Here is a 21,500-nt window from a genome sequence, read left to right as displayed (position 1 = left end):
CCAATGGCTGAAAAGCTTGGAGTATATATCTGTGGAGGCTGTGACATCGGAGCGAATCTCGATGTCGATGCCCTGGCTCAATTTGCAGCAGGTGGCAAACATTCCTCCGTCGTCACCGTCGCCAAGTCCAATGCGGTGCTTTGCAGCCCCGAGGGCGTGGCAATGATCGAGGCCGATATCAAGGAAAACGAATTGGACGGCGTGGTTTGCTGCGCCTGTACTCCCCGTTCAAAATGGGATGTTTTCAAATTTGATGAGAAAACCCAGGTAGAACGCGTCAGCCTGCGTGAGCAGTGTGTGTGGTCCTACCAGGAAGACCCGGCTTTCCCTGGTCAGATGGAAGTCATCGCCAAGGATTATGTCAATATGGGAATCATCAAGCTGGCCAACAGCCGTCTTCCCGAACCGGAACTGCCTGATGCCTTCAAGACCGTCATGGTCGTGGGTGGTGGTTTCACAGGTTTGAAGGCTGCTACAAACGCAGCTTCTCTGGGATACTCCGTGATCCTGGTTGAAAAGGCTGACACGTTGGGTGGCAAGGCCGCTACAATGTATAAATCCTTCCCGCTGGGTGCTCCTTTTAGTGAACGTCAGCAGGAAATCGGCATCGATGCCCTTATCAAGGAAGTCCAGGCCAACGACAAGATTCAGGTTATCACCGGTGCCACGGTTGATTCCCTGGCTGGTGCGCCTGCTCAGTACAAAGCCACTGTGGCCGGTACCGAGTATGAGATTGGTGCAGTTGTCATGGCTACTGGTTGGATGCCGGGGAATACCAAATTCCTCGCACCGCTCGGATATGGTTCCGTTAAAAACGTCGTGACCACTGCGGAGCTTGAAAAGATGGCTGCCAACGGCGGCATTAAGACCGCAGACGGCAAGACTCCGAAATCCGTGGCATTCATCGTTGATACCTCTTTGCTGATGAAGGGTGTCAATTATGATGCGTGCGGCGCAGCATGTGCCGCTCCCGAAGATCTGCCATGCAAAGAAGACGACGCTGCTCCCGTAGAAGAAGATGAAGAGTGCGAAGTCTTCGTTTATGAAGATAAAGAATCCGCGAAACATTTGGCTTACAGCTCGGAGCTGACCTCTCTGGTCGCCTTGAAGCAGGCCAACTATGTACGTGAACTTGCTCCGGACGCCGTCGCCTATGTGGTCTACGATCACATGATGGTCCCCGGTATCAATGAGAAATACTACCAGGCCGCTCAGGACGATCCGGGTGTCATGCTGACCAAGGGCACCGTCACCGGTGTCAGGGATGCCGGCTCACAGGTTGTTGTGACTGCCAAGGACACCCTCCTGGGTGCCGAAATCGAGCTGGTTGCTGATATGGTAGTGGTTCCTACTGCCATCGTGCCGACAACGGCTTCTGATCCGATCATGCAATTCGTCTATCGTCAGGGGCCAGCGTTCCCTGACCTGGAATTATTCGATGGATTTGCTGATTCCAACTACATCTGCTTCCCATATGAAACCCGTCGTACAGGTGTGTATGCAGCAGGTTGCGTTCGCCAGCCCATGGGATTGGGGCTTGCTGAAGAGGACGCCGCAGGCGCCGCTCTGAAGGCTATCCAGTGCATCGAGTCCGCCAATCGTGGCGTGGCCGTGCATCCCCGCTCCGGCGATCTGAGCTTCCCTGAGTTCAACTTTACTCGTTGTACCCAGTGCAAACGCTGCACCGAGGAATGCCCGTTCGGCGCGTTGGATGATGATGAAAAGGGAACACCGCTTCCGAATCCCACTCGTTGCCGCCGTTGCGGAACGTGTATGGGAGCTTGTCCGGAGCGCGTCATCTCCTTTTCCAACTATGGTATCAGCCAGATCGGTCAGGCCATCAAGGAAGTCAAAGTTCCCGATACTCTGGACGAAGGTGGCCCGCGCATCATCGTTCTGGCGTGCGAGAACGATGCCTACCCGGCTCTGGATATGGCTGCCATGCGCGGCAAATCCTGGTCTCCTTATGTCCGTTTCCTGCCTGTGCGCTGCCTCGGTTCCGTCAATGCCATCTGGGTTGCAGACGCAATGTCCAAGGGGGTTGACGGTGTGATGATGCTGGGCTGCAAATACGGTGACGATTACCAGTGCCACTTTATCAAGGGGTCAGAGCTGTGTAACCGCCGCAAGGAAAACATTGCTGAGTCCCTTGGTCGTCTCGGTGTCGAGCCTGAACGCGTTGAGCAGTTCGAGGTTTCCATCGACATGTACGACCAGGTTCCTGGTATCATCGATGAATTCGTCAGGAACATCACTACCAACTTCGGCCCGAACCCGTTCAAGGGTTACTAGGAGGTACGGCATGTCTAATACCGTCAAGGTACAACCGGACCTTAAGTTCGTGAAAGAGTTGCAGGCTGTCGGCGGCGACTCCCTGAAAAAATGCTACCAGTGCGCCACCTGTTCGGTGGTGTGCCCTCTGTCCCCGGATGACAATCCATACCCCCGTAAGGAAATGGTGTGGGCTCAGTGGGGACTCAAGGACAGACTGGTCAACGATATCGACATCTGGCTGTGCCACAATTGTGGCACCTGTTCCGACCTGTGCCCCCGTGGTGCCAAACCTGGTGATATGCTTTCCGCCCTGCGGAACATGGCTTATCGCAATCTGGCTCCGCTGCCGATCATTGGCAAGCTGATGTCCAGCTCTGCCGGAATGCTGCCTTTGGCCGCTGTTCCCGCACTGCTGTATGGCATCATCTGGGTTATCATGGCTGGAAAGCTCGGCTCCGCACTGCCCACTTTCGAGTGGAACGAAGCCGCTCATGCCTGGAATCCTGTTGCCGACGGCATTATCGTCTTCGGTGGCCTGTTTCCGGGTGATTTCACCATTGATCCTATCTTCATTCTGGTGTTTGCTTTCATGCTCTGGGGCTTCTATGCCGGTGTCCGGAACATGCTCAAGGCTTTTGATGGCCAGCCCAAGACATTCATTGTCGGGCGCAAGGAAGAGCCGTGCTTTTGTGCCGCTCTGATTGACACCGTGAAGTATGAAATACTGCAACACACACAGTTTAACGACTGCAATGACGACACTTCCGACGAGCTTGATGTCAAGCGCGCCGGGGGGCACAAGATGCTTATGTTCGCATTTATCGCCTTGATGGTCGTCACCGGTGTTGTCGCATCCGGCCACTGGGGTGGCTGGCTCTTCCGCACGCTTGGCATGCATGGCTTGGGCGATATCCTGTCCGCCATCGGTCATACCCCGATGCCGATCTACCATCCGATCAAACTGCTCGCCTTCCTGGGTGCCGGTCTCGGTGTGTATGGTCTCGTCGCCTTGACCAAACGTCGCGTGAATCTGGATCAGGCAAAACAGTCCTCAAACTGGTACGATTGGTACTTGATTACATTGATCTGGACCATCTTCCTGACTGGTATCGGAGCTTTCATCTTCCGCGTCATGGGTGTAGCCCTGCTGGCTTACCCGGTGTATTATATCCACCTCATCGCGGTCTTCATGATGCTCGCATACCTTCCGTGGTCCAAGTTGGGTCACTTGGTTTATCGTACTGTGGCTCTGTCCTACGCCAAGAAAATTGGTCGCATCCCCATGGGCGCTGACAAATAGTCGCCTTGGTGAACATACAAAAGAAGCTTACTTAGTTAAGGAGGCATCAAATGGCTGAAGCTAAGGTTTACCCCATGAACGCTTTCGTGTCTGTACTGCGCGGCGAAGCTGCTGATCAGACTCAGCTCGATATGCTGGCTTATATCACTCAGACCGAAACTGTGGATGCAGACATTGCTCCCGTTGCCCAGGCATTGTCTAAAGCCTGGATTTACGAGCAGGAGCCTGGACTGACCAAATACGCTGAAGGCGAAATCGCCAAACTCGGCAATCAGGTCAAGATCGAGGCGTTGCCTGAGGGCGAAGCTGCCCGTGCACAGGCTGTCCTCGATATCCTGGGAAAATTGAAAGAAGAGAACGCCGCTCTGAAGGCCGAAGTTGCAAAACTGACGACCGAAAAAGAAGAGTTGGCTGCCAAGATTGATCCTCTGGAAGCCCAGGCCAAAACCGTTGCCGCTGCGAATGCCGCTGGCGAGAACAAGGTCACTGTTGCTTCTCAGAAGCTTGATGAAATGACCCAGAAACTCAATGACCTGATGGCGGAAGTCGAAAAGGTCAAGAGTCAGGGTGTAGTCGTGGCCGGTGTTGCCGGAGCAGAAGGTGCAGCAGCCGAAGCCGGTGGTGATGCCATGGCATCCGGTCCTGATGTCGGTGGCGAGCCTGAACCTGACTTCGGACTCGGTGGTGACGCTTTCGGTGGCGACTGGTAAGTCGGTCTCTGAAATAATTCGCATGGTTTCAAGGCCCACACTTCGGTGTGGGCCTTTTCTTATGACAGAGATTCCTTTTATACCGGGTGAGTAAGAACTTTAAAAAAAGGAAGGAACTCATTTTATGTTTATTTTTTAGGAAGAGAATACTTTGATTGCGGGCGCGACTCTGTTCAAGGAGAGGAATGGGAAATGAGGGATTAACTGTCATTACATTCTTTATAATATATATAATTGAAAAGAGCGGCATATCATTTTTGAATTACCATAGAGGGAAATCAGTCAGCCCGAGGGCATTCTTGTGTGTCGTGTGTTTGTTGTGACGTCCACTGGAAACTGATTGAAGTCCGTTCTATCATTAATTCCATTATGGAGTAACTCGCATGAAACCCACGGATCTCACGCTCAATGAACAGTTACGGATCACTGATCACGAAATTATCAAAAGGAAAGGCCTGCTTTTCATTACAGAAGAGGATGCAAAAATCCTCCTGGCTATAAAACCTTTGGTAGCCAATAACCTCGTGGACATTGTCGAAAAATTTTATGACAAGCTCGTGGGATTGGAAGGAGTCTCTCAGGTTATTGGGGATGCGGAAAGTCTCTACAGGCTGAAAAATCATCTCAGAGGATATCTCCGGTCTCTCTTTGATGGTCAGTACGATATGGAATACGTTCAATCCCGGCTTCGCATCGGCTTGGTTCACAAGCGCATTGGAGTTCCACCCAAATTGTATATCGCGGCATTCAAGACATTGAGCATGATTCTTCGTGATTACCTCCGAGACGATACGAAAGATGATTCGAAAGACGACTTGGTTTGTAAGACCTGTCGAGTTCAACAGGAGTCCTTGGAAAAACTTATGCTCTTCGATTTGATTCTCGTTTTTGATACCTACATTCAAGGACTGATGAACGAGGTGAGGCGAGGGCAGGAAGAGTTGGAGGAATACACACGTGAACTGGAAGAGCAGGTCGCTGTGCGGACACAGCAGTTGGCGGACCAGGCCCGGCGTGACGGTATGACTGGGTTGTTTAACCAGCGGAGTTTTTACGAATATTTGCGCATGGAAATTTCGAGAGGGCAACGTCGGGCTGAACGGTTTGCTTTGTGCTATATAGATTTGGATAAGTTTAAGCAGGCGAATGATATCCATGGGCACAGGTATGGCGACACTGTTCTGCTTAATGTAGCAAAATCACTTGAAAGTATCACGAGACAGGAAGACGTTGCAGCCCGATACGGCGGAGATGAGTTTTGTTTGCTCTTGCCGCAAACCAATGCGGAAATGGCAAGGTTGGTGTGCAAGCGGCTGACAGAGAATTTCACCCTTATGGATGAGAATTGTACGGTCACCATGAGTATTGGTATTGCCGAATTTGATCCGAATGGTGGGATGGATGTCGAGCTTCTCGTGCGTATGGCAGACCAGGCTATGTATGTGTCAAAAGAAAAGGCAGGACACTATATAACCGTTTTTTCGGAAAAAGTTGCCAAGCAAATGGCGAGCAAAACCTCAAAAAAAGGTATCGTCAGACCGGATGAAAAAAAAACGGTCAAGAAAAGTAACGCCTCTCTGGAGCAAGCATCTCCCCAAGAAAAAGAAAGAAAGAAAAGCAGGAAGCCGGAAAAGTAAAAAAGTAAGAAGGGCCGAAAAACAGCATGTGTTCCGGCCCTTTTTACTTTTGGTAAAGTTAGCTCCTGTTGATGGCAAAAGGCGAGAAGGCCTGGTCTACTGGCATCACTTCGAGCGCATTGATATTGACATGAGGCGGCAATGTGGTGACCCAGTATATGATTTCGGCGATGTCCTCGGGAACAATAGGCTGCATGCCCTTGTAAACTTGTTCCGCCATGGAAGCATCTCCACGAAAACGAACCACAGAGAACTCGGATTCGCACAGGCCTGGTTCAATATTCGTCACGCGAACAGGGGTTCCCAGGAGGTCTGCGCGCATGTTCAGGGAGAACTGCTTCACAAATGCCTTGGTCGCGCCGTATGTATTCCCGCCGGGATAAGGGTATGTTCCAGCGACAGAGCCGAGATTGACAATATGCCCGCGCCCTCGTTCGACCATTCCTTCCACAACGGTCCTGGTCACATAAAGCAGCCCCTTGATGTTGGTGTCTATCATGCAATCCCATTCATCCAGATCGCATTTGTGGACAGGCTCCATGCCGAGGGCAAGCCCTGCGTTATTGACCAACACATCAATGTCAGCGAACTGGGGCGGAATGGCGGCTATCGCTGCCTGGGTCGCTTCCCTGTCACGGACGTCAAAACAGACTGTGTGAACAGCCGTTGGTGCCAGTTCCGCTTTGAGCTCTTCCAGGCGATCCTCTCTGCGCCCGGACACGATAAGCTGCCATCCTTCGGCGGCATATCTTTCGGCCATGGCTTTACCAAATCCGGCAGTCGCCCCTGTGATGAAGACTGTTTTACTCATAATGTACTCCAGAGTATTCGTTGGTGATCCTGAAAACTAACGTATTCGGAGGCTCAAGGAAAGGGCTGTCTGGCAATGAGAGAAATCTGATTGGTTTTCTTGGATATTATTCGTTAAAAGGCTGCCCTGTCGAACAATATCCTCCTTTATGACTCAACATTCCTTTATTGATGCGGTTTGATTGGAGTTGTTACAATGTATATGTGGTTTTTGTGGGGGGATTGACAATTATGTTCTGTTCAGAAGCAATCTTTATTAATTTTCGTCGGTAGATTAACATTCTACGCGTTTATTAGACTTTTTTTCTTAAATGGGTTAAAAGATACCGTTCAAATAGAAAAATAACAGATTCCGGGTCCTTGGGTCTGTTGCATGGGAAGAAGAATGTCTCGGGGTAAAGGGCCATTCCTTTTCAAATCGGGTAGTTATGGCAAAATTAGTATTAGATGATATCTGTGTTCGTTTCGGGGGGCTTCAAGCTCTGACCGATGTTTCCTTCTCTCTTTCGGAGGGAGAGGTTGTCGGACTGATCGGTCCCAATGGAGCGGGTAAAACGACAGTCTTCAACGTCATCACCGGCGTATACAAGGCTTCATCCGGCAAAGTGAGCTATGACGGGAAGGTCATAACAGGTCTCCGCCCTTATCAGGTCTTGTCCATGGGGGTTGCCCGGACATTTCAGAATATTCGGCTTTTCCAGAACATGACTGCCTTGGAAAACTGTATGGTTGCGCAGCACAGTCGGTCCAGCAAAGGTGTCGTCGGCGCGGTGTTGCGAAGCCCTTCGCAGAAACGAGAAGAGGAACGTATCGTTGAAAAATCAATGAAAGCGCTTGAATTCATGGGGCTTGGCTCTGTCGCAGACGAGGTCGCATCCAATATGGCTTATGGTCATCAGCGTCGGTTGGAAATTGCCAGAGCATTGGCCAGTGAGCCGCACGCGATTCTGCTTGATGAACCTGCTGCCGGACTCAATCCGGCTGAATCAATGGAATTAATGCATGATATCGGGCGTATAACCCAGCTGGGTATCAATGTCCTCATGGTCGAACATGATATGAAAGTCGTCATGGGGATTTGTAACCGCATCGTCGTTCTTGACCACGGTGTCATGATCGCGGAGGGCTTGCCTGAAGAAATTCAGAAAAATCCCGCTGTGATTGAAGCATATCTCGGCCAGTAAGTATCTGGCTTCAACTGCAACTACGGAGAGAGTGTCCATGAAACGTATCCTTGCTTTGGTCGCGGTGCTTGCCGTCATGACCATGGTCCTGGCCGGCTGCGGCGAAGAAAAAAAGGCCGAGCAAATTTTGAAAATCGGAACCATGTCACCTTTGACCGGTCCCTATGCGGCGGATGGCAATGATATTCGCCAGGGGGCCGAGATCGCCATCGAGGTCATGAAAGAACAGGGTGGAATTGCCGGGTACACAGATATCCAGGTCTTTCCGCAGGACACGGCCTGTGATCCCAAGCAGGCTGTCGCTTCTGCCAACAAGCTGATCAACGATCAGGTGGTAGGCGTTGTCGGAGCCTACTGCTCCAGCTCGACCATCCCTGCATCCGAGACCCTGGCCGAAGAAAATATCATCATGCTGACGCCTGCCTCGACAAGCCCCAAGGTGACTGAGCGCGGCCTGACGAACATGTTCCGCACCTGTGGTCGTGATGACCATCAGGCTCCGGCTGCCGTCAAGTTCATGAAGGAAGTCGAGAACGTCAAAACCATCTTTATCGTTGATGACAAAACCACCTATTCTCAGGGATTGGCCGAAGGCGTTGCCCTTGCCGCCAAGGCAGCGGGAATTGAGGTGCTGGAGCACGATCATGTGAATCAGGGGGACAAGGATTATTCCGCCGTTTTGACAAAGATCAAGGGTGCCAACCCTGATTTGCTCTACATTTCTCTGCAAAACTCCGCCACCGGTGCGTTGATGGTTATTCAGGCCAGACGTATGGGCATCACTGCAAAACTGATGGGACAGGATGCCGTGTATCATCCCAAGCTCATCGAAATAGCCAAGGCTGATGCCGAAGGCATGTTCTGCACCTTTGGCGCTATTGACAAGGATGCTCCTGCCTACAAGGAGTTTTATACCAAGTACAAAGCGCTCACAGGAAACGAGCCTGGGGCCTATTCTGCATACTCTTTTGACTCGACCATGGCTTATCTGTTGGCAGTCAAAGCCGCTGGAACCACGGATTTCGCCAAGGTTCGCGAAGCCCTGTTGAAAGTCGATTTCGTCGGTGCTTCCAAGCAGGTTTCCTATAATGAAAAGGGTGATTCCGGTTCAAACTATACCGTCTACCAGATCAAGGATGGCAAGTTTGTCCCCTATTGGAACTCCCTTTCCGGCGAGAAATACTAGGCTTCCCCGACCTTAACCCCCGGAGGCCTGCCCGTGCGGGCCTCCGTATTGGATTCATATGGAATTTTTCATTCAGCAGCTTATCAACGGTATCACTCTCGGTGGCGTCTATGCTTTGATCGCTCTGGGATATACCATGGTTTACGGCATTATCCAGCTCATCAATTTCGCTCATGGCGAGTTTTTTGCGGCAGGTGGGTACATGGGGGTTATCCTCATTTCCTATCTGTCGGCACAAGGGGTGAACCCCTATGCCTGTCTTGGCATATCTCTCGTCCTGTCAATGGGATACTGTGCTCTGCTCGCAATGGCAGTGGAACAGCTCGCCTACAAGCCGCTCCGACAGGCTTCGCGTCTGGCTGCGTTGTTGGCAGCATTGGGTATGTCGATTTTTCTCCAGAACGGGTTGATGCTGACTCAGGGAGTGTATGACAAGGCATATCCTACCGAGATTACTTCCGGTGGTTTTGAGATAGGCCTCGTCTCAGTCTCCTATATGCAAATCTTCATTGTCGTTCTGACAGCCGTTCTCCTTGTGGGGCTGAACCTTTTGGTCTTCAAAACCCGTATCGGGCGGGCTATGCGAGCCACAGCACAGGACAAGGTCATGTCCGCTCTGGTTGGCATCAATTCCAATCGCATCATTGCCCTGACCTTTGCCCTGGGCGCTGCCCTGGCTGCTGCTGCCGGGATTATGGTTGGGCTCTATTACGGGTCGGTCAATTACTCCATGGGTTTTGTTCCCGGTATCAAGGCCTTCGCGGCTGCGGTTCTTGGTGGTATTGGTAATATCACCGGTGCGCTGATCGGTGGACTCATAATCGGCATGGTTGAAATTTTTGCGGCGGGATATATTTCCGGCGAATACAAGGATGTCTTTGCCTTTGTCATTTTGATTGCTGTCTTGTATTTCCGCCCCACCGGCATCATGGGAGAGAACGTTGACGATACGCGAGTCTAAGAAATTATGGCTGGCCTGCGGGGTCGGTCTTGTCTGGTTTCTCATCCTGCTGTGGCCTTTGCTGGGCATTAAGCCGGAAGGGTTGGAATTTGCCACGACCTTCAAAGTCTTTGGCTATGTGGCTGTCGCCGCTGTTTTCATCATGTTTTTTTATCAAATCAAGGAAGCTGGATACCTCGACAGTGTCGGGACTCCCGTCAAAGCCGGGATGAGTGGCGTCCAGGTGCTGTATGAGAAACTGCCGAGATGGCTGTTGCTCGGTGTTGTTCTCGCCATTGCCGTGGGGTTTCCGCTGATGACCGGGCGGTATGCGCATGATGTAGCCATTTCGGTACTCATTTATATTTGTCTTGGGCTGGGATTGAACATTGTTGTGGGGCTGGCCGGGTTGCTTGACCTTGGCTACATCGCTTTTTACGGGGTGGGTGCTTACACATATGCGCTGCTGAGCTTGCATTTCGGCATGTCGTTTTGGCTCTGTTTGCCAGTCGCCGGTCTTTGTGCCGCTATCGCAGGCTGTATCATCGGCTATCCGACTCTGCGGATGCGTGGGGATTATCTCGCTATTGTTACCCTCGGTTTTGGTGAAATTGTCCGTCTTATTCTGAATAACTGGATGGCATTGACCAATGGTCCCAATGGAATTTTGAGCATTCCGAGGCCGGAGATATTCGGTGTGCAATTCAAAAGCCTCAGTTCTCTTTACTATGTTATTTTAGGCATTGCGGTTTTTACCATCCTGGCGGTCTACAGGTTGAATCATTCACGCATAGGACGGGCCTGGGAAGCAATTCGAGAAGATGAAACCGCAGCAGAGTTGATGGGAGTGAATACTTTTTTGCTCAAGCTGTTGGCCTATGGCATGGGGGCGACCTTTGCCGGATTCGCCGGTGCTTTTTTTGCTGCGCGGATGCGTTTTGTCGGTCCTGAGTCTTTTTCTTTTCTGGAATCCGCCATGGTTTTGGCCATGGTTGTACTGGGGGGGATGGGGTCGATCCCAGGTGTCATTCTCGGCGTTATTGCATTGGTCGCTCTGCCCGAAGCTTTCCGTGAATTCGAATTGTATCGCATGCTTGTTTTCGGAGGTGTCATGACTTTGATGATGCTTATTCGCCCGGCAGGTATCTGGCCTGCCAAGCGTGTGGGGCGTCGGTCGGAAGAAGCGGACTAGAAGGATGGCATACCGGGAGACAGAGATAAATTCTCTGTCTTCGACTGAAAACGAGACGCCGCTTTCGCCTTTGCAAGGCAGAAGGGCGGGAAGAGGACGGGCTGTTCTTTTTGGGAAGAAGAGCCTCTATGTACCCGGCAGGGAAATGGGGCGGTCCAGGGAAAAGCAGCAAAAGTGCGAAGTTTTCCAGCCGGCTCGATAGGTCTTGAGATATAAAAGTTCATGAGATGCTGGCGAAGTCCTTCACGGGAGGCTCGAAGCGTCGGAGGCAGAATAGATGGCAGAAAAAACACCCATCCTTGAATTGAAGAACGTGGTTTCCGCTTATGGACGGATTCAGGCTCTCAAGGGAATATCCATCAAGGTCTATGAAGGCGAGATTGTCTCCATTATCGGGGCCAACGGAGCGGGAAAATCCACAACGCTGATGACAATATGCAATATTGTCAAGGCCGTGGAAGGTGATATCCTGTACAAAGGACAACGGATAAACGATGTCGGGAGTGATGTTCTTCCGACCATGGGACTTTGCCAGGTTCCTGAAGGGCGTCGTATATTTCCACGACTGACTGTCTTGGAAAATCTGGATATGGGGGCTTTTTTTCGAGACGACAAGGTTGCCATGAAAGATGATATCGAACGTGTTTTCGATTTGTTTCCGAAATTACGCGAAAGACGTAAGCAGTTCGGTGGCACTTTGTCGGGGGGGGAACAGCAGATGCTGGCCATGGGGCGGGCGCTCATGAGTCGTCCCAAGGTGCTTTTGCTTGATGAACCCTCCATGGGGCTGGCTCCTTTGCTGGTGCAGCAAATTTTCAACATTATCAAGATGATCAATGAACAAGGCGTGACTGTCGTTCTTGTTGAGCAAAATGCCAACCTGGCTCTGCAATGCTCCAAGCGCGGTTATGTGCTGGAGACCGGTTCCGTGGTCATGGAAGATGCCGCTGACAAGCTTTTGACGAACCCGGATATTCGTAAAGCCTATCTTGGCGAATAGTTCTGTTCTTCATCGAGGAAATCATCCCCGCCAGGCAGTATTTGGCGGTTTTTTTTCTGGAGTGGGCATTGAATAAGAAAAGTGATAGGCGGAGCCTTTTTGTGCGGAGGCTTTGTCAACAAGGCAAGGGCGTGTCCGGGCCGCAAGTGGGTCCGGACACACGAAATGGTGGAGTCTGGGCTAGCTGTAATCGCCGCGATTGAACTTGAACTGTTCGGTTGCGGTCAGGGTTTCCAATTCATCGACAATGGACTTCAGGCCGGGATCAAGGTCGGCATCGCCTTCCTTGATGGCAGCGACTTCGCTGGCGATTTGATCCAGGGTTCCGTAGGCGGACTTGAGTCCTGCCTCAGGGCCTGCAAGCGTGGTAGCGTAGTCATCCCACTTGTCGAGAACTGATTCTACCTGTCCCTCGACAGTGTCGTCTGTGTCGGTAGACACGGAATTCACTGCTTCGGTGGCGATCAAAGGGTTCACAATCTGGGGTGGCGCGACACCTGCAGCGGACTGCGGTGACTCTCCCTTGGCCACTTCCTGATTGAGAAGATCCCCGAAGGCTTGCCCGGACGTATTCGTCTTGTTCTTCCTTTGCAGTTGCTCAGGTTGAACGCCCTCGATCTGATCAGGATGGATCTTCATGGTTCTCACTCCTATCCTGTGGTTGTTACCATTGCTAATGCAAGGATCTTGCCAAGGTGAACGCTTGACAATCGTTTGGAAATACATATCTTTTTTATAACGGAACCCGGAAAAAACTTCCCCCTATATCGGGAGGGAGTCCCATTTGGTTACACCCTAGTGTAAAGCAGAAGAAAAAGGTTGTCTACGGTCCATGGCTCTGGCAGATAATAATGACATGTAAGAACTCTTACGTCCCTCTTGTGGCTGACGCATGGGCGTTCAGACCACTGAATTACATACCAAGGAGAACGATCATGGCTGATATCAAGAAAATTTTGTGCGCAGTTGATTTCTCGGACTACAGCCCGACAGTGGCCGATTATGCCAGCATGATTGGCAATTGCGTTGGTGCGCAGATCGTGGTGCTGTACGTTGCTCCATCCTTGAGCCAGTATGTCGGCTTCCATGTCCCTCCCAGTTCCATTGAGAGCTTTGTGGGAGAAATTGTCACTGGCGCTGAAGACACGATGAGCGAATTTGTGAAGGACAACTTTGGCGATCTTAATGTGGTCGGCAAGGTTGTAACAGGCTATCCCGCAGAGGAGATTCTTTCTATCGCGGAAGCCGAGAATGCCGACATGATTGTCATGGGCACCCATGGTCGTAAGGGCATCGATCGAATCCTGTTCGGGTCGGTGGCCGAAAAGGTCGTTAAGTCTTCCGGGGTTCCTGTGTTGACAGTTCGTCCCAGCTAGGTCCGTTTCCCTTTACTGGGATCAGCAAAATATATACAAGGAACGGCTTCGGCCGTTCTTTTGTTGGAGATTGCCGTATTTTACCTCGGCACCACTGGCCGGAAATCACACGCAGGAATGGAATATCATGAGAGAATTCAGCGTCCGTTCGGAAATCCTGGACTTTGACCCGTACACCCCTGGTCTGACGATCGAACAGATTCGGGAACGGTACGGCCTTGCCAATGTTATCAAGCTTGCCAGCAATGAGAACCCTTTGGGTGCATCACCTGTTGTGCAAAAGGTCATGGCCAAAAATCTCGACAGGATTTTTCGGTATCCCGAAAATAATACCCCCAAATTGGTCACAGAGATCAGCAAACACATCGGTGTGCCCAGGGAATCCATCCTTGTGGGGAATGGGTCGGATGAAATCATTGATATGCTTTTTCGCATGAAGGCCCGTCCGGGGGTGAGCAATGTGATTGGGTATGAGCATAGTTTCGCCATGTATCGCATGTGTGCCAAGCTGGCCGGAGTGGAATACCGCGAGGTCAAGCGGGGAGACCCTTTCGAGTTGCCACTGGATAAACTGGCCAAGGCCGCAGATGAAAATACGGCCATGGTCTTTGTCACCAGCCCGGATAATCCCACCGGCCAGGCCGCCAGTGTGGAAGATCTGTCCGTGCTCGCCGGAGTGTTGCCCAAAGACTGCCTGCTGGTGGTGGATGAAGCGTATATCGACTTCGTATGGCCTCCCGAATCCTACACTCCGGTGCAGGCTTATGATAAATTTGATAATCTTGTGGTCCTCCGTACTTTTTCCAAGGCGTATGGCTTGGCGGGACTGCGTGTCGGTTACGGCATCCTTCCTCCCAAGTTGTTGGGGTATCTCAAGAATGCCCGCATTCCATTCACGGTGAATCTGCTGGCAGAGGAAGCGGCCATTGCAGCCCTGAATGATGACGCCTTCTACAATGAAACCCTGCAGGTGGTCATGAGCGGGCGGGAATATTTCATGGAAGCCCTGCCCAAGATCGGGTGCAAGGTCTATCCGAGTCAGGCCAATTTCGTGATGTTCGAGCCGACAAAACCGGCACAGACAGTCTTCAAGTCACTCCTCAAGAAAGGGATCATCGTTCGTCCTCTGGGCAGCTTCGGACTGGGGAAGATGATTCGGGTCACAATTGGAACTGAAGCGGAAAACAAACAATTCATCAAGGCTCTCGGGGAGGTCCTTGGTGCCTAAACTGATTGTCACTCTCGACGGACCGGCCGGTGTTGGTAAATCCACCATGGCCAAGCAGTTGGCAAAAGAACTTTCCATTCCCTATCTTGATACCGGAGCCATGTTCCGGGCCATTGCCTGGAAATTGGGCGAAGGCGCATGGCGGTGGGACGAGACTGAGCTTGAGGGGGAAATGGCCGGGTTTGATTTTACTCTTTCAGGGGTGGGAGAGACGTCAATACTCTCGTTGAATGGCGTGGAAATAGGCGACGAGATTCGTACTGAGCAGGTAGGGATGTGGGCGTCCAATGTGGCGACATTACCCGTGGTTCGGACATTTTTGAAGCAGGCCCAGCGGTCTATCGGCGATCGGTTCGCATTGGTTGCCGAAGGGCGGGACATGGGAACTGCCATTTTCCCAGACGCTCCATACAAGTTTTTTCTCGACGCCACGGTAGAGGAACGCGCTCGTCGGCGGTTCCTGCAACTTCGTGATATGGGGAAGCCCGCTGAATTGGAAGAACTGAAAGAACAGATCGAAGCGCGTGACCTTCAGGACCGGAGCCGGACCGTGGCTCCATTGAAACCGGCGGACGACGCCATCACCATCGACACGACCGACCTGTCCAAGACAGAAGTTTTTGAGGCATTGGTTCAGGGCGTGAAAAAATAACGTAACCAGACCGATAAAGCTGGCGTGGTGTCCTTTTCCGAGGGACGGCATGCTCTTGGATTGCGGGGGCAAACATGCTAAACCCCGAGCACGAGCTTTGTTGCAAGGAGTGAGACAAGCCATGAGAGCGAAAATACATCTTGAAAACGCATTGAAAGCGGTTCTGGCCGAGAAAGGCTGGGAGTGGCCGGAAAAGGCCGTTATCGAACCGCCCAAGGATAAAAAATTCGGCGACATGTCAGTCAATGTTGCCATGATGCTGGCGAAGCAGGCCAAGAAGGCTCCTCGAGCCATTGCCGAGGACATCGTGGCTGCCATGGAAGGGGATCTTCTCATTGACTCCATCGAGATAGCCGGACCTGGATTCCTGAATTTTACCTTTGCTCCCTCCTTTTGGCATGAGACCGTCGGCGTCATCCGTGACGCGGGGAAAGCTTATGGAACCTCGGACCTGGGCGCTGGGACCAGGGTTCAGGTGGAATATGTATCCGCCAACCCGACCGGGCCTCTGCACATTGGGCATGGACGTGGAGCCGCTTTGGGAGATTCCCTGGTTCGCATCATGGAGATGGCCGGGTATGATGTGGAAGCTGAGTACTACATCAATGATGCTGGTCGGCAGATGTTGATACTGGGTGGCTCCATCTATTACCGCGCCAAACAATTGAGCGGGCAGGATGTTGCCGAGCCAGAAGATTTTTACAAGGGTGAATATATCAAGGATATCGCAGCTGATTTCATGAAAATCACTCCTGATCTGCTCAGCATGGATGAGACTGAAGCCGTGGCCGCATGTACAGCATACGGTAAGGATGTCATCCTTGAAGGGATCAAGGAAGACCTTGCTGCATTCGGTGTGCGGCACGACATCTGGTTCTCTGAAAAAAGTCTGGTGGAGGAAGGTCGGGTTGACGAGACCTTTGCTGACCTGACTGCTTCCGGCATGGGCTACGAAGCGGATGGGGCCTATTGGTTCAAATCAACCGAATTGGGCGACGACAAGGATAGGGTTCTGCGCAAGTCCAATGGGGACACCACGTATTTTGCCTCTGACATCGCTTACCATGACAATAAATTCAAACGCGGATTCGATCTTGTTGTCGATATTTGGGGTGCGGATCACCATGGGTATGTCCCTCGGATGATGGCCGCCTGTGAAGCTCTTGGAAAGAAGGGAGGGCTGCACGTTATTCTGGTGAATCTTGTCAATCTGCTCCGCGATGGCGAACCTGTGGCCATGTCCACTCGGGCCGGTCAGTTCGAGACTCTCAAGGATGTGGTGGACGAAGTAGGGGCTGATGCGTCCCGTTTCATGTTCTTGTCCCGCAAATCCGACTCGAAACTTGATTTCGATCTGGAATTGGTCAAGCAGAAATCCATGGATAATCCGGTGTATTATGTTCAGTATGCCCACGCCCGTATCTGTTCGCTCAATGTCAAAGCCGCTGAGGCTGGAACCGCAGCCGCCGCGGTTTCCGCCGAGTCCTTGATGCTGCTTGATACGGAGTATGATCTGGCTATGCTCAAACTTCTTGATCAGTATCCGGACTTTGTGGAAGCTGCTGCCCGGAGTCAGGCTCCGCACATGATCAGCATGTATTTGCAGGAACTGGCATCGGCACTGCACAGATATTATAGCAATTGCCATGTTCTTTCCGCAGAGAAGGAAGTGGCTTCCTCCCGGCTTATGCTTCTGGATTGCGTCGCTGGAGTCGTGGCGAGTGGGCTGGGGCTACTCGGCGTGAGCGCACCCGAATCAATGTAGAGGGTGGAAACGACAACGGGGCTGTTCTCATGGGGATGGGAGCGCAGCTGTGCCGAACTGGCTCTGGTGGAAATACCGTCAGTGCAGTCTGGCAGTGGAGCCGTGCTTCTTCCTGTTCAATAACTGTATAGAGGTATGCATGGCTGACCCGAAAGGCACCAAATTCAAGGTCAAGGTTCCGAAGCTCAACGCGACGAAAAAGACCTATGACTTCTCATTTTCCCTTTCCGGCATGATCAGTGCCGTGGGAGCGGGCGTCCTTGCGCTCACCTTTTTTTTCACCATGGGAATCCTTATTGGGCGCGGGTATCGGCCAGAGGTCGATGTGCCACAACTTCAGGAAATCATGCCTTCCAAGGAACATGGCCAGATTGCCCTGGAGCCGGGAGAGCAGATTCTCAAGCCCGAAGAGCTGGATTATCCTGAAAGACTGCAACAGACTCCGGAAAAGGTCATGGCCGAAGGATTGCCCAAGGTCGAGCCTGAAGTAAAAGCGAAAAAGGAAGCCCGACAGGCAGAAGCTTCCAAATCAACTTCCGTTCAAACGAGTGTTTCCAGTCAAAAGGGCACATCATCTGCGGAGTCAGTCTTTGACTACATCTATCAGGTGGCGGCATTTCGCAAGGACTCCATGGCTGAAGCCTTGAGTGACAAACTCGTGGCAGATGGACTGAAAACGTCCATCCAGGCCGCAACAGCCAAAGGCAAGACCTGGTACCGTGTCCAGGTCCATTACTACGGAACGCCGTCTTCCACTGCCGGAATGAAAGCGATCCTTGCCAGGCATGGTATAGCCAAACCGCTCCTGAAAAAGAAAGTGGCGACCCAGTAGACAGGATGGCTTCCATGAAAGGGCACGGGCTTAACTTGTCGAGTTCCATTGACCTTTTTCAATTCTGACTTTATAGCGACTTTTGATGCACATCGGACCGTCTTGCGATCCGGTCTCCTTTAGTCGTGAGGTCTCCTATGAATTTTCGTATGGTTTCTGCTGGCGGGGCGGTGATTGGGGTCACTGTTATTCTTTGTCTCATCGGTCATTTCGTCCTCGGTCTTTCTCCCCTTTTCCTCTGGTCCGGCGGGCTTTGTCTCTCCATTGTCACCTGTTTCAGTCTCTTCATGGTTGCCCGCGCTTATGCTGCGGATTTTGGCCGCCTGGCCATTACGGTGGAGCATGCTTCGGAAGATAAGACTGTCGATTTTTCTGCAATTCTTGGTTCCGGGCCATTGGCAACGGCCCTTCGTGAATTGACCGATAGTTTTACCCGCTACAAGGGATTGTGTGAGGGTGTTATCAGTGGACTACCTGTCCCTTTCCTTTTGGTGGATACAGAAGAACGGACCCTCCATACCAATCAGGCCACGCTCGATATGCTTGAGGTGGATGGCTCAGTCGAGCAGCAGCTTGGGAAAACCCTGGCTGAAATATTCTATAACGATTCCAGCCGTGAAACAGCCGTGGGCAAAGCCATGAACAACGGACAGACCTTCCGAAATCTTGAAGTTGCCATTCAAGGGCACAAAGGTGGGACTCGGCATGTGTTGGCCAATGTTTATGCTCTTAATGACAGTCGCGGGAAATGTTTGGGCGGGTTTTGCCTATATCTGGATATGACGACCGTCAAGATGCATGAAAAGGCACTTCGGGAACAAAACGAGGTCTTGACCAAGACAGCGGATCAGGCTGATGAGATTTCCGATCACCTTGCTTCTGCGGCCAATGAGATTTCCACGCAGGTCCAGCAGTCCAGCCGGGCTTCGGAGGAAAGTCGGAAATTGACCGCCGGTGTGGCTGTCAGTGTGGAAGAGATGAATGCCACAGTCCTTGAGGTGGCTCGCAATGCAGCCAATGCGGCTGAAGTCTCGGATCAGGCCCGCGAGGAAGCCATGAATGGGGAATCCATTGTTTCCCAGGTCATTCAGGATATCTCTTTGCTCGAAGAACAGGCTGCCCAGCTGTCCAATGACATGGATTCGTTGGGTAGGCAGGCTGATTCCATCGGCAACATCATGTCAGTGATTTCGGATATTGCCGATCAGACCAATCTCCTGGCACTCAATGCGGCCATTGAAGCAGCCCGTGCCGGAGACGCCGGGCGAGGTTTTGCCGTTGTTGCTGACGAAGTTCGTAAACTGGCCGAAAAAACCATGGATGCCACGAAAAATGTGGATGGAAACATCAAGGCCATTCAGGTCAGTGCCGAGGCAAATGTGGCTTCTGCGCGGGAGACTTCGCGTGTGGTCGGAGACACTGTTGAAACCACACGCAAGGCCGGGGCGGCGTTGAACGCCATTGTCGAGCTTGCCAGCCAGACGTCTGACAATGTCCAATCCATTGCTGCGGCGGCAGAGCAGCAGTCCGCTGCCAGCGATGAGATCTCACGGTCAACAGGCGATATCAATGTGGCCGCTGATGAAACTTTTGAAGCCATGCATGAGTCAGCCATGGCTGTCGCTGATCTTGTTCGGCTTGCTGGAGATTTGCGAGTGACCATGGATGCGATCAGGAAGAGTGCTCAGGATTAGCGGCCGGAGGATACGACACAGGAAGGACACGCTCCAAGGCTTTCCGGTATTGCAGGGAAGGAGGCTGGGCTTGAGGAGCTGACTCTTGCTGTGATGCCCCTGGTGAGAAAAGGGCTTGCTTCCCCCTGGGGCTGTTTTAGGAAGGGATGAAGTGCATCCTGATGACTCGGAAGATCGTGTTTGATTCTTTACCGGTCAATGCCTGGAAGGATATGTTTGATATCTTCCCGGACAGACATAAGTGCTTCCACCACATCTGGGTCATATCGGGTCCCGGCACAGACCAGGATTTCTTCCATGGCTTCGTCAAAGTTGCGTCCTGCCTGATAGGGGCGGTCCTGAAGCATGGTAGAAATGGAGTCGGCTACGGCCACAATGCGGGCACCGAGGGGAATTTCCTCTTCCATGAGTCCGTCGGGATATCCCAGACCGTCGAACCGTTCATGATGGTGGCGGACGATATCAGCCACGCTTTTCTTTTTGCCGAATTCTTCAACCGGCCTGACAATAGCCTCTCCTTTGCCCGGATGTGTCTTGATTATCTCCCATTCCTCATCGTTCAGAGGACCAGGTTTGGACAGGATTGAATCTGGTATTCCTATTTTCCCGATATCATGGAGTAACCCTGCCATACTTAACCAGCGGATTTCTTTTCCGGTAATACCCATTGCCCAGCCTATCGCCTCGGCAATGCGGGCGACTTCACTGGAGTGAGAGCCTGTACCGGCATCTTTGGCATCAATGGCCTTGCCAAGGGAGATCAGAAATTGGTGAAGAATTTCATGTTCGTTCTTGGGTGGTGTGGAGCGGGGTGTGGCGTCCGTGGCGAGGGTGTACATCGATTCTCCGAATAAAAAGCCCCTGCCGAAGCAGGGGCAGACAAAACTGTGTGAAACGCGGCACCCGTAGGGGCGCGGCTGTGTGTCAAAAGGACACACCGGATTCAAATAAACGAGTTTACGTCGTGATGGCCGTGTCCTGCTTGCGGAAGAGATGGCGGGCAAGATAAATGAACGGTGTATCCAGAGCCGCCACAACGACCTTGATAATATAGGTGGAAAGCAGGATTTCCCAGAAAACGTTCATGGGAAACATGCCATAGAAAGCGATCGTGCAGAAAATGGCGGAATCCAGAAATTGGCTGACCATGGTAGATGCGTTGTTCCTGAGCCAGAGAAGTTTGTCACCTGTCCGGTTCTTAATGGCGTGAAAGGCCCAGACATCATGAAGTTGTGAGATGAGGTACGCAATCATGCTTGCCAGGGCAATACGCGGCATGAACCCGAAGAGCGCCTGGAGATGGGGCTGGGCAAAGTCCTCTGCCGCAGGTTGAAAATAGAGCGCGAATTGCATGTATCCGACCATCATCACCAGTGCGACAAAACCGAGCAAGACGCCTTTTTGAGCTTCTTTCTTGCCATGAAATTCGCTGAGCAGGTCTGTGGCGAGAAAAACACTGGCATAAAGGACATTCCCAAGGGTCGTGGTCAGACCAAAGAGTTCCACGGTTTTGAGAACCTGAATATTGCACAGTAACAGGTTGAAGACCATCAGGCCAAAGAGCCCGACTTTTCCAAAAAACCGGTACACGAAAAGGACCATGCACAGGTCGACGAGGGCAAAGAGGATCCATAACGTTTCGTTCATGCGCTTGGCTTGCCCGGATTTCGGCGTGAGGTCAAGTTTTCCAGAGGCTCTTATGATGTGCACTCCAGTTCGT

19 protein-coding genes are annotated in these 21,500 nt (G+C 51.9%); 15 read left to right on the top strand and 4 right to left on the bottom strand.

The features are described 5' to 3' along the window. Positions 1 to 3 precede the first annotated feature (3 nt). The 4 genes from BN4_RS09065 to BN4_RS09050 all read left to right on the top strand — a co-directional run bounded on the left by BN4_RS09065 (position 4) and on the right by BN4_RS09050 (position 5,921). On the top strand, positions 4 to 2,292 hold the full coding sequence (locus BN4_RS09065; protein WP_015415086.1) for a hydrogenase iron-sulfur subunit: 2,289 nt from the start codon (positions 4 to 6) through the stop codon (positions 2,290 to 2,292). A 10-nt stretch (positions 2,293 to 2,302) separates the two neighbouring features. Continuing rightward, positions 2,303 to 3,574 carry a quinone-interacting membrane-bound oxidoreductase complex subunit QmoC gene (qmoC, locus tag BN4_RS09060; protein WP_015415085.1) on the top strand — a complete coding sequence of 424 codons (1,272 nt, stop codon included), beginning with the start codon at positions 2,303 to 2,305 and terminating at the stop codon, positions 3,572 to 3,574. 50 nt (positions 3,575 to 3,624) lie between these two features. After that, positions 3,625 to 4,284 carry a coiled-coil domain-containing protein gene (locus tag BN4_RS09055; RefSeq protein ID WP_015415084.1) on the top strand — a complete coding sequence of 220 codons (660 nt, stop codon included), beginning with the start codon at positions 3,625 to 3,627 and terminating at the stop codon, positions 4,282 to 4,284. Between the two features lie 383 nt (positions 4,285 to 4,667). Beyond that, positions 4,668 to 5,921 (top strand): diguanylate cyclase domain-containing protein, encoded by a 1,254-nt coding sequence (locus tag BN4_RS09050; RefSeq protein ID WP_015415083.1) that lies wholly within the window; start codon positions 4,668 to 4,670, stop codon positions 5,919 to 5,921. 58 nt (positions 5,922 to 5,979) lie between these two features. On the opposite strand, the gene BN4_RS09045 is transcribed toward BN4_RS09050, so the two are convergent. After that, positions 5,980 to 6,732, bottom strand: coding sequence for an SDR family oxidoreductase (locus tag BN4_RS09045; protein ID WP_015415082.1), 753 nt, complete (start codon positions 6,730 to 6,732; stop codon positions 5,980 to 5,982). 427 nt (positions 6,733 to 7,159) lie between these two features. Between BN4_RS09045 and BN4_RS09040 the strand changes: the two genes are divergently transcribed. The 5 genes from BN4_RS09040 to BN4_RS09020 all read left to right on the top strand — a co-directional run bounded on the left by BN4_RS09040 (position 7,160) and on the right by BN4_RS09020 (position 12,233). Next, positions 7,160 to 7,915: an ABC transporter ATP-binding protein gene (locus BN4_RS09040; RefSeq protein WP_015415081.1), complete on the top strand. Its 756-nt coding sequence runs from the start codon at positions 7,160 to 7,162 to the stop codon at positions 7,913 to 7,915. Between the two features lie 37 nt (positions 7,916 to 7,952). Next, positions 7,953 to 9,101 carry a branched-chain amino acid ABC transporter substrate-binding protein gene (locus tag BN4_RS09035; RefSeq protein WP_015415080.1) on the top strand — a complete coding sequence of 383 codons (1,149 nt, stop codon included), beginning with the start codon at positions 7,953 to 7,955 and terminating at the stop codon, positions 9,099 to 9,101. A gap of 58 nt (positions 9,102 to 9,159) precedes the next feature. Continuing rightward, positions 9,160 to 10,062: a branched-chain amino acid ABC transporter permease gene (locus tag BN4_RS09030; RefSeq protein ID WP_015415079.1), complete on the top strand. Its 903-nt coding sequence runs from the start codon at positions 9,160 to 9,162 to the stop codon at positions 10,060 to 10,062. Continuing rightward, positions 10,043 to 11,233 carry an ABC transporter permease subunit gene (locus BN4_RS09025; RefSeq protein ID WP_015415078.1) on the top strand — a complete coding sequence of 397 codons (1,191 nt, stop codon included), beginning with the start codon at positions 10,043 to 10,045 and terminating at the stop codon, positions 11,231 to 11,233. The genes BN4_RS09030 and BN4_RS09025 overlap by 20 nt, the downstream gene beginning before the upstream one ends. 277 nt (positions 11,234 to 11,510) lie before the next feature. Further along, on the top strand, positions 11,511 to 12,233 hold the full coding sequence (locus tag BN4_RS09020; protein WP_015415077.1) for an ABC transporter ATP-binding protein: 723 nt from the start codon (positions 11,511 to 11,513) through the stop codon (positions 12,231 to 12,233). A 180-nt stretch (positions 12,234 to 12,413) separates the two neighbouring features. Here BN4_RS09020 and BN4_RS09015 read toward each other — a convergent pair whose 3' ends face one another. Continuing rightward, complete coding sequence (locus BN4_RS09015; protein WP_015415076.1) at positions 12,414 to 12,872, bottom strand: flagellar assembly protein FliX; 459 nt, start codon at positions 12,870 to 12,872, stop codon at positions 12,414 to 12,416. A gap of 296 nt (positions 12,873 to 13,168) precedes the next feature. Here BN4_RS09015 and BN4_RS09010 point away from each other — a divergent pair, with 296 nt between their 5' ends. The 6 genes from BN4_RS09010 (at position 13,169) to BN4_RS08985 (ending at position 19,780) form a co-directional block, all read left to right on the top strand. Continuing rightward, on the top strand, positions 13,169 to 13,609 hold the full coding sequence (locus tag BN4_RS09010; protein ID WP_015415075.1) for a universal stress protein: 441 nt from the start codon (positions 13,169 to 13,171) through the stop codon (positions 13,607 to 13,609). 127 nt (positions 13,610 to 13,736) lie between these two features. Beyond that, positions 13,737 to 14,837, top strand: coding sequence for a histidinol-phosphate transaminase (gene hisC / locus BN4_RS09005; protein WP_015415074.1), 1,101 nt, complete (start codon positions 13,737 to 13,739; stop codon positions 14,835 to 14,837). Further along, positions 14,827 to 15,489, top strand: a complete 663-nt coding sequence (gene cmk / locus BN4_RS09000; RefSeq protein WP_157871328.1) for a (d)CMP kinase — start codon at positions 14,827 to 14,829, stop codon at positions 15,487 to 15,489. The genes hisC and cmk overlap by 11 nt, the downstream gene beginning before the upstream one ends. A gap of 121 nt (positions 15,490 to 15,610) precedes the next feature. Then, positions 15,611 to 17,254, top strand: coding sequence for an arginine--tRNA ligase (gene argS, locus BN4_RS08995; RefSeq protein WP_041720249.1), 1,644 nt, complete (start codon positions 15,611 to 15,613; stop codon positions 17,252 to 17,254). Between the two features lie 139 nt (positions 17,255 to 17,393). Further along, complete coding sequence (locus BN4_RS08990; RefSeq protein ID WP_015415071.1) at positions 17,394 to 18,086, top strand: SPOR domain-containing protein; 693 nt, start codon at positions 17,394 to 17,396, stop codon at positions 18,084 to 18,086. A gap of 137 nt (positions 18,087 to 18,223) precedes the next feature. Beyond that, positions 18,224 to 19,780: a methyl-accepting chemotaxis protein gene (locus BN4_RS08985; protein WP_015415070.1), complete on the top strand. Its 1,557-nt coding sequence runs from the start codon at positions 18,224 to 18,226 to the stop codon at positions 19,778 to 19,780. A 188-nt stretch (positions 19,781 to 19,968) separates the two neighbouring features. Here BN4_RS08985 and BN4_RS08980 read toward each other — a convergent pair whose 3' ends face one another. Further along, positions 19,969 to 20,619, bottom strand: a complete 651-nt coding sequence (locus BN4_RS08980) for an HD-GYP domain-containing protein (protein WP_015415069.1) — start codon at positions 20,617 to 20,619, stop codon at positions 19,969 to 19,971. A 118-nt stretch (positions 20,620 to 20,737) separates the two neighbouring features. After that, a complete protein-coding gene (locus tag BN4_RS08975; RefSeq protein ID WP_041720876.1) occupies positions 20,738 to 21,427 on the bottom strand; it encodes a queuosine precursor transporter in 690 nt (229 codons plus the stop codon). Positions 21,428 to 21,500 lie beyond the last annotated feature (73 nt).

Source organism: Pseudodesulfovibrio piezophilus C1TLV30 (assembly GCF_000341895.1).
In the GTDB taxonomy this organism is placed as follows: Bacteria; Desulfobacterota; Desulfovibrionia; order Desulfovibrionales; family Desulfovibrionaceae; genus Pseudodesulfovibrio; species Pseudodesulfovibrio piezophilus.
Note: the sequence above shows the minus strand (reverse complement) of the source record. Positions and strands in the feature narration are given on the sequence as shown.

Coding starts and splice junctions, on each gene's coding strand:
- BN4_RS09065 (WP_015415086.1), top strand. CDS start 4: ATGGCTGAAAAGCTTGGAGTATATATCTGTGGAGGCTGTGACATCGGA.
- qmoC (WP_015415085.1), top strand. CDS start 2,303: ATGTCTAATACCGTCAAGGTACAACCGGACCTTAAGTTCGTGAAAGAG.
- BN4_RS09055 (WP_015415084.1), top strand. CDS start 3,625: ATGGCTGAAGCTAAGGTTTACCCCATGAACGCTTTCGTGTCTGTACTG.
- BN4_RS09050 (WP_015415083.1), top strand. CDS start 4,668: ATGAAACCCACGGATCTCACGCTCAATGAACAGTTACGGATCACTGAT.
- BN4_RS09045 (WP_015415082.1), bottom strand. CDS start 6,732: ATGAGTAAAACAGTCTTCATCACAGGGGCGACTGCCGGATTTGGTAAA.
- BN4_RS09040 (WP_015415081.1), top strand. CDS start 7,160: ATGGCAAAATTAGTATTAGATGATATCTGTGTTCGTTTCGGGGGGCTT.
- BN4_RS09035 (WP_015415080.1), top strand. CDS start 7,953: ATGAAACGTATCCTTGCTTTGGTCGCGGTGCTTGCCGTCATGACCATG.
- BN4_RS09030 (WP_015415079.1), top strand. CDS start 9,160: ATGGAATTTTTCATTCAGCAGCTTATCAACGGTATCACTCTCGGTGGC.
- BN4_RS09020 (WP_015415077.1), top strand. CDS start 11,511: ATGGCAGAAAAAACACCCATCCTTGAATTGAAGAACGTGGTTTCCGCT.
- BN4_RS09015 (WP_015415076.1), bottom strand. CDS start 12,872: ATGAAGATCCATCCTGATCAGATCGAGGGCGTTCAACCTGAGCAACTG.
- BN4_RS09010 (WP_015415075.1), top strand. CDS start 13,169: ATGGCTGATATCAAGAAAATTTTGTGCGCAGTTGATTTCTCGGACTAC.
- hisC (WP_015415074.1), top strand. CDS start 13,737: ATGAGAGAATTCAGCGTCCGTTCGGAAATCCTGGACTTTGACCCGTAC.
- argS (WP_041720249.1), top strand. CDS start 15,611: ATGAGAGCGAAAATACATCTTGAAAACGCATTGAAAGCGGTTCTGGCC.
- BN4_RS08990 (WP_015415071.1), top strand. CDS start 17,394: ATGGCTGACCCGAAAGGCACCAAATTCAAGGTCAAGGTTCCGAAGCTC.
- BN4_RS08985 (WP_015415070.1), top strand. CDS start 18,224: ATGAATTTTCGTATGGTTTCTGCTGGCGGGGCGGTGATTGGGGTCACT.
- BN4_RS08980 (WP_015415069.1), bottom strand. CDS start 20,619: ATGTACACCCTCGCCACGGACGCCACACCCCGCTCCACACCACCCAAG.
- BN4_RS08975 (WP_041720876.1), bottom strand. CDS start 21,427: ATGAACGAAACGTTATGGATCCTCTTTGCCCTCGTCGACCTGTGCATG.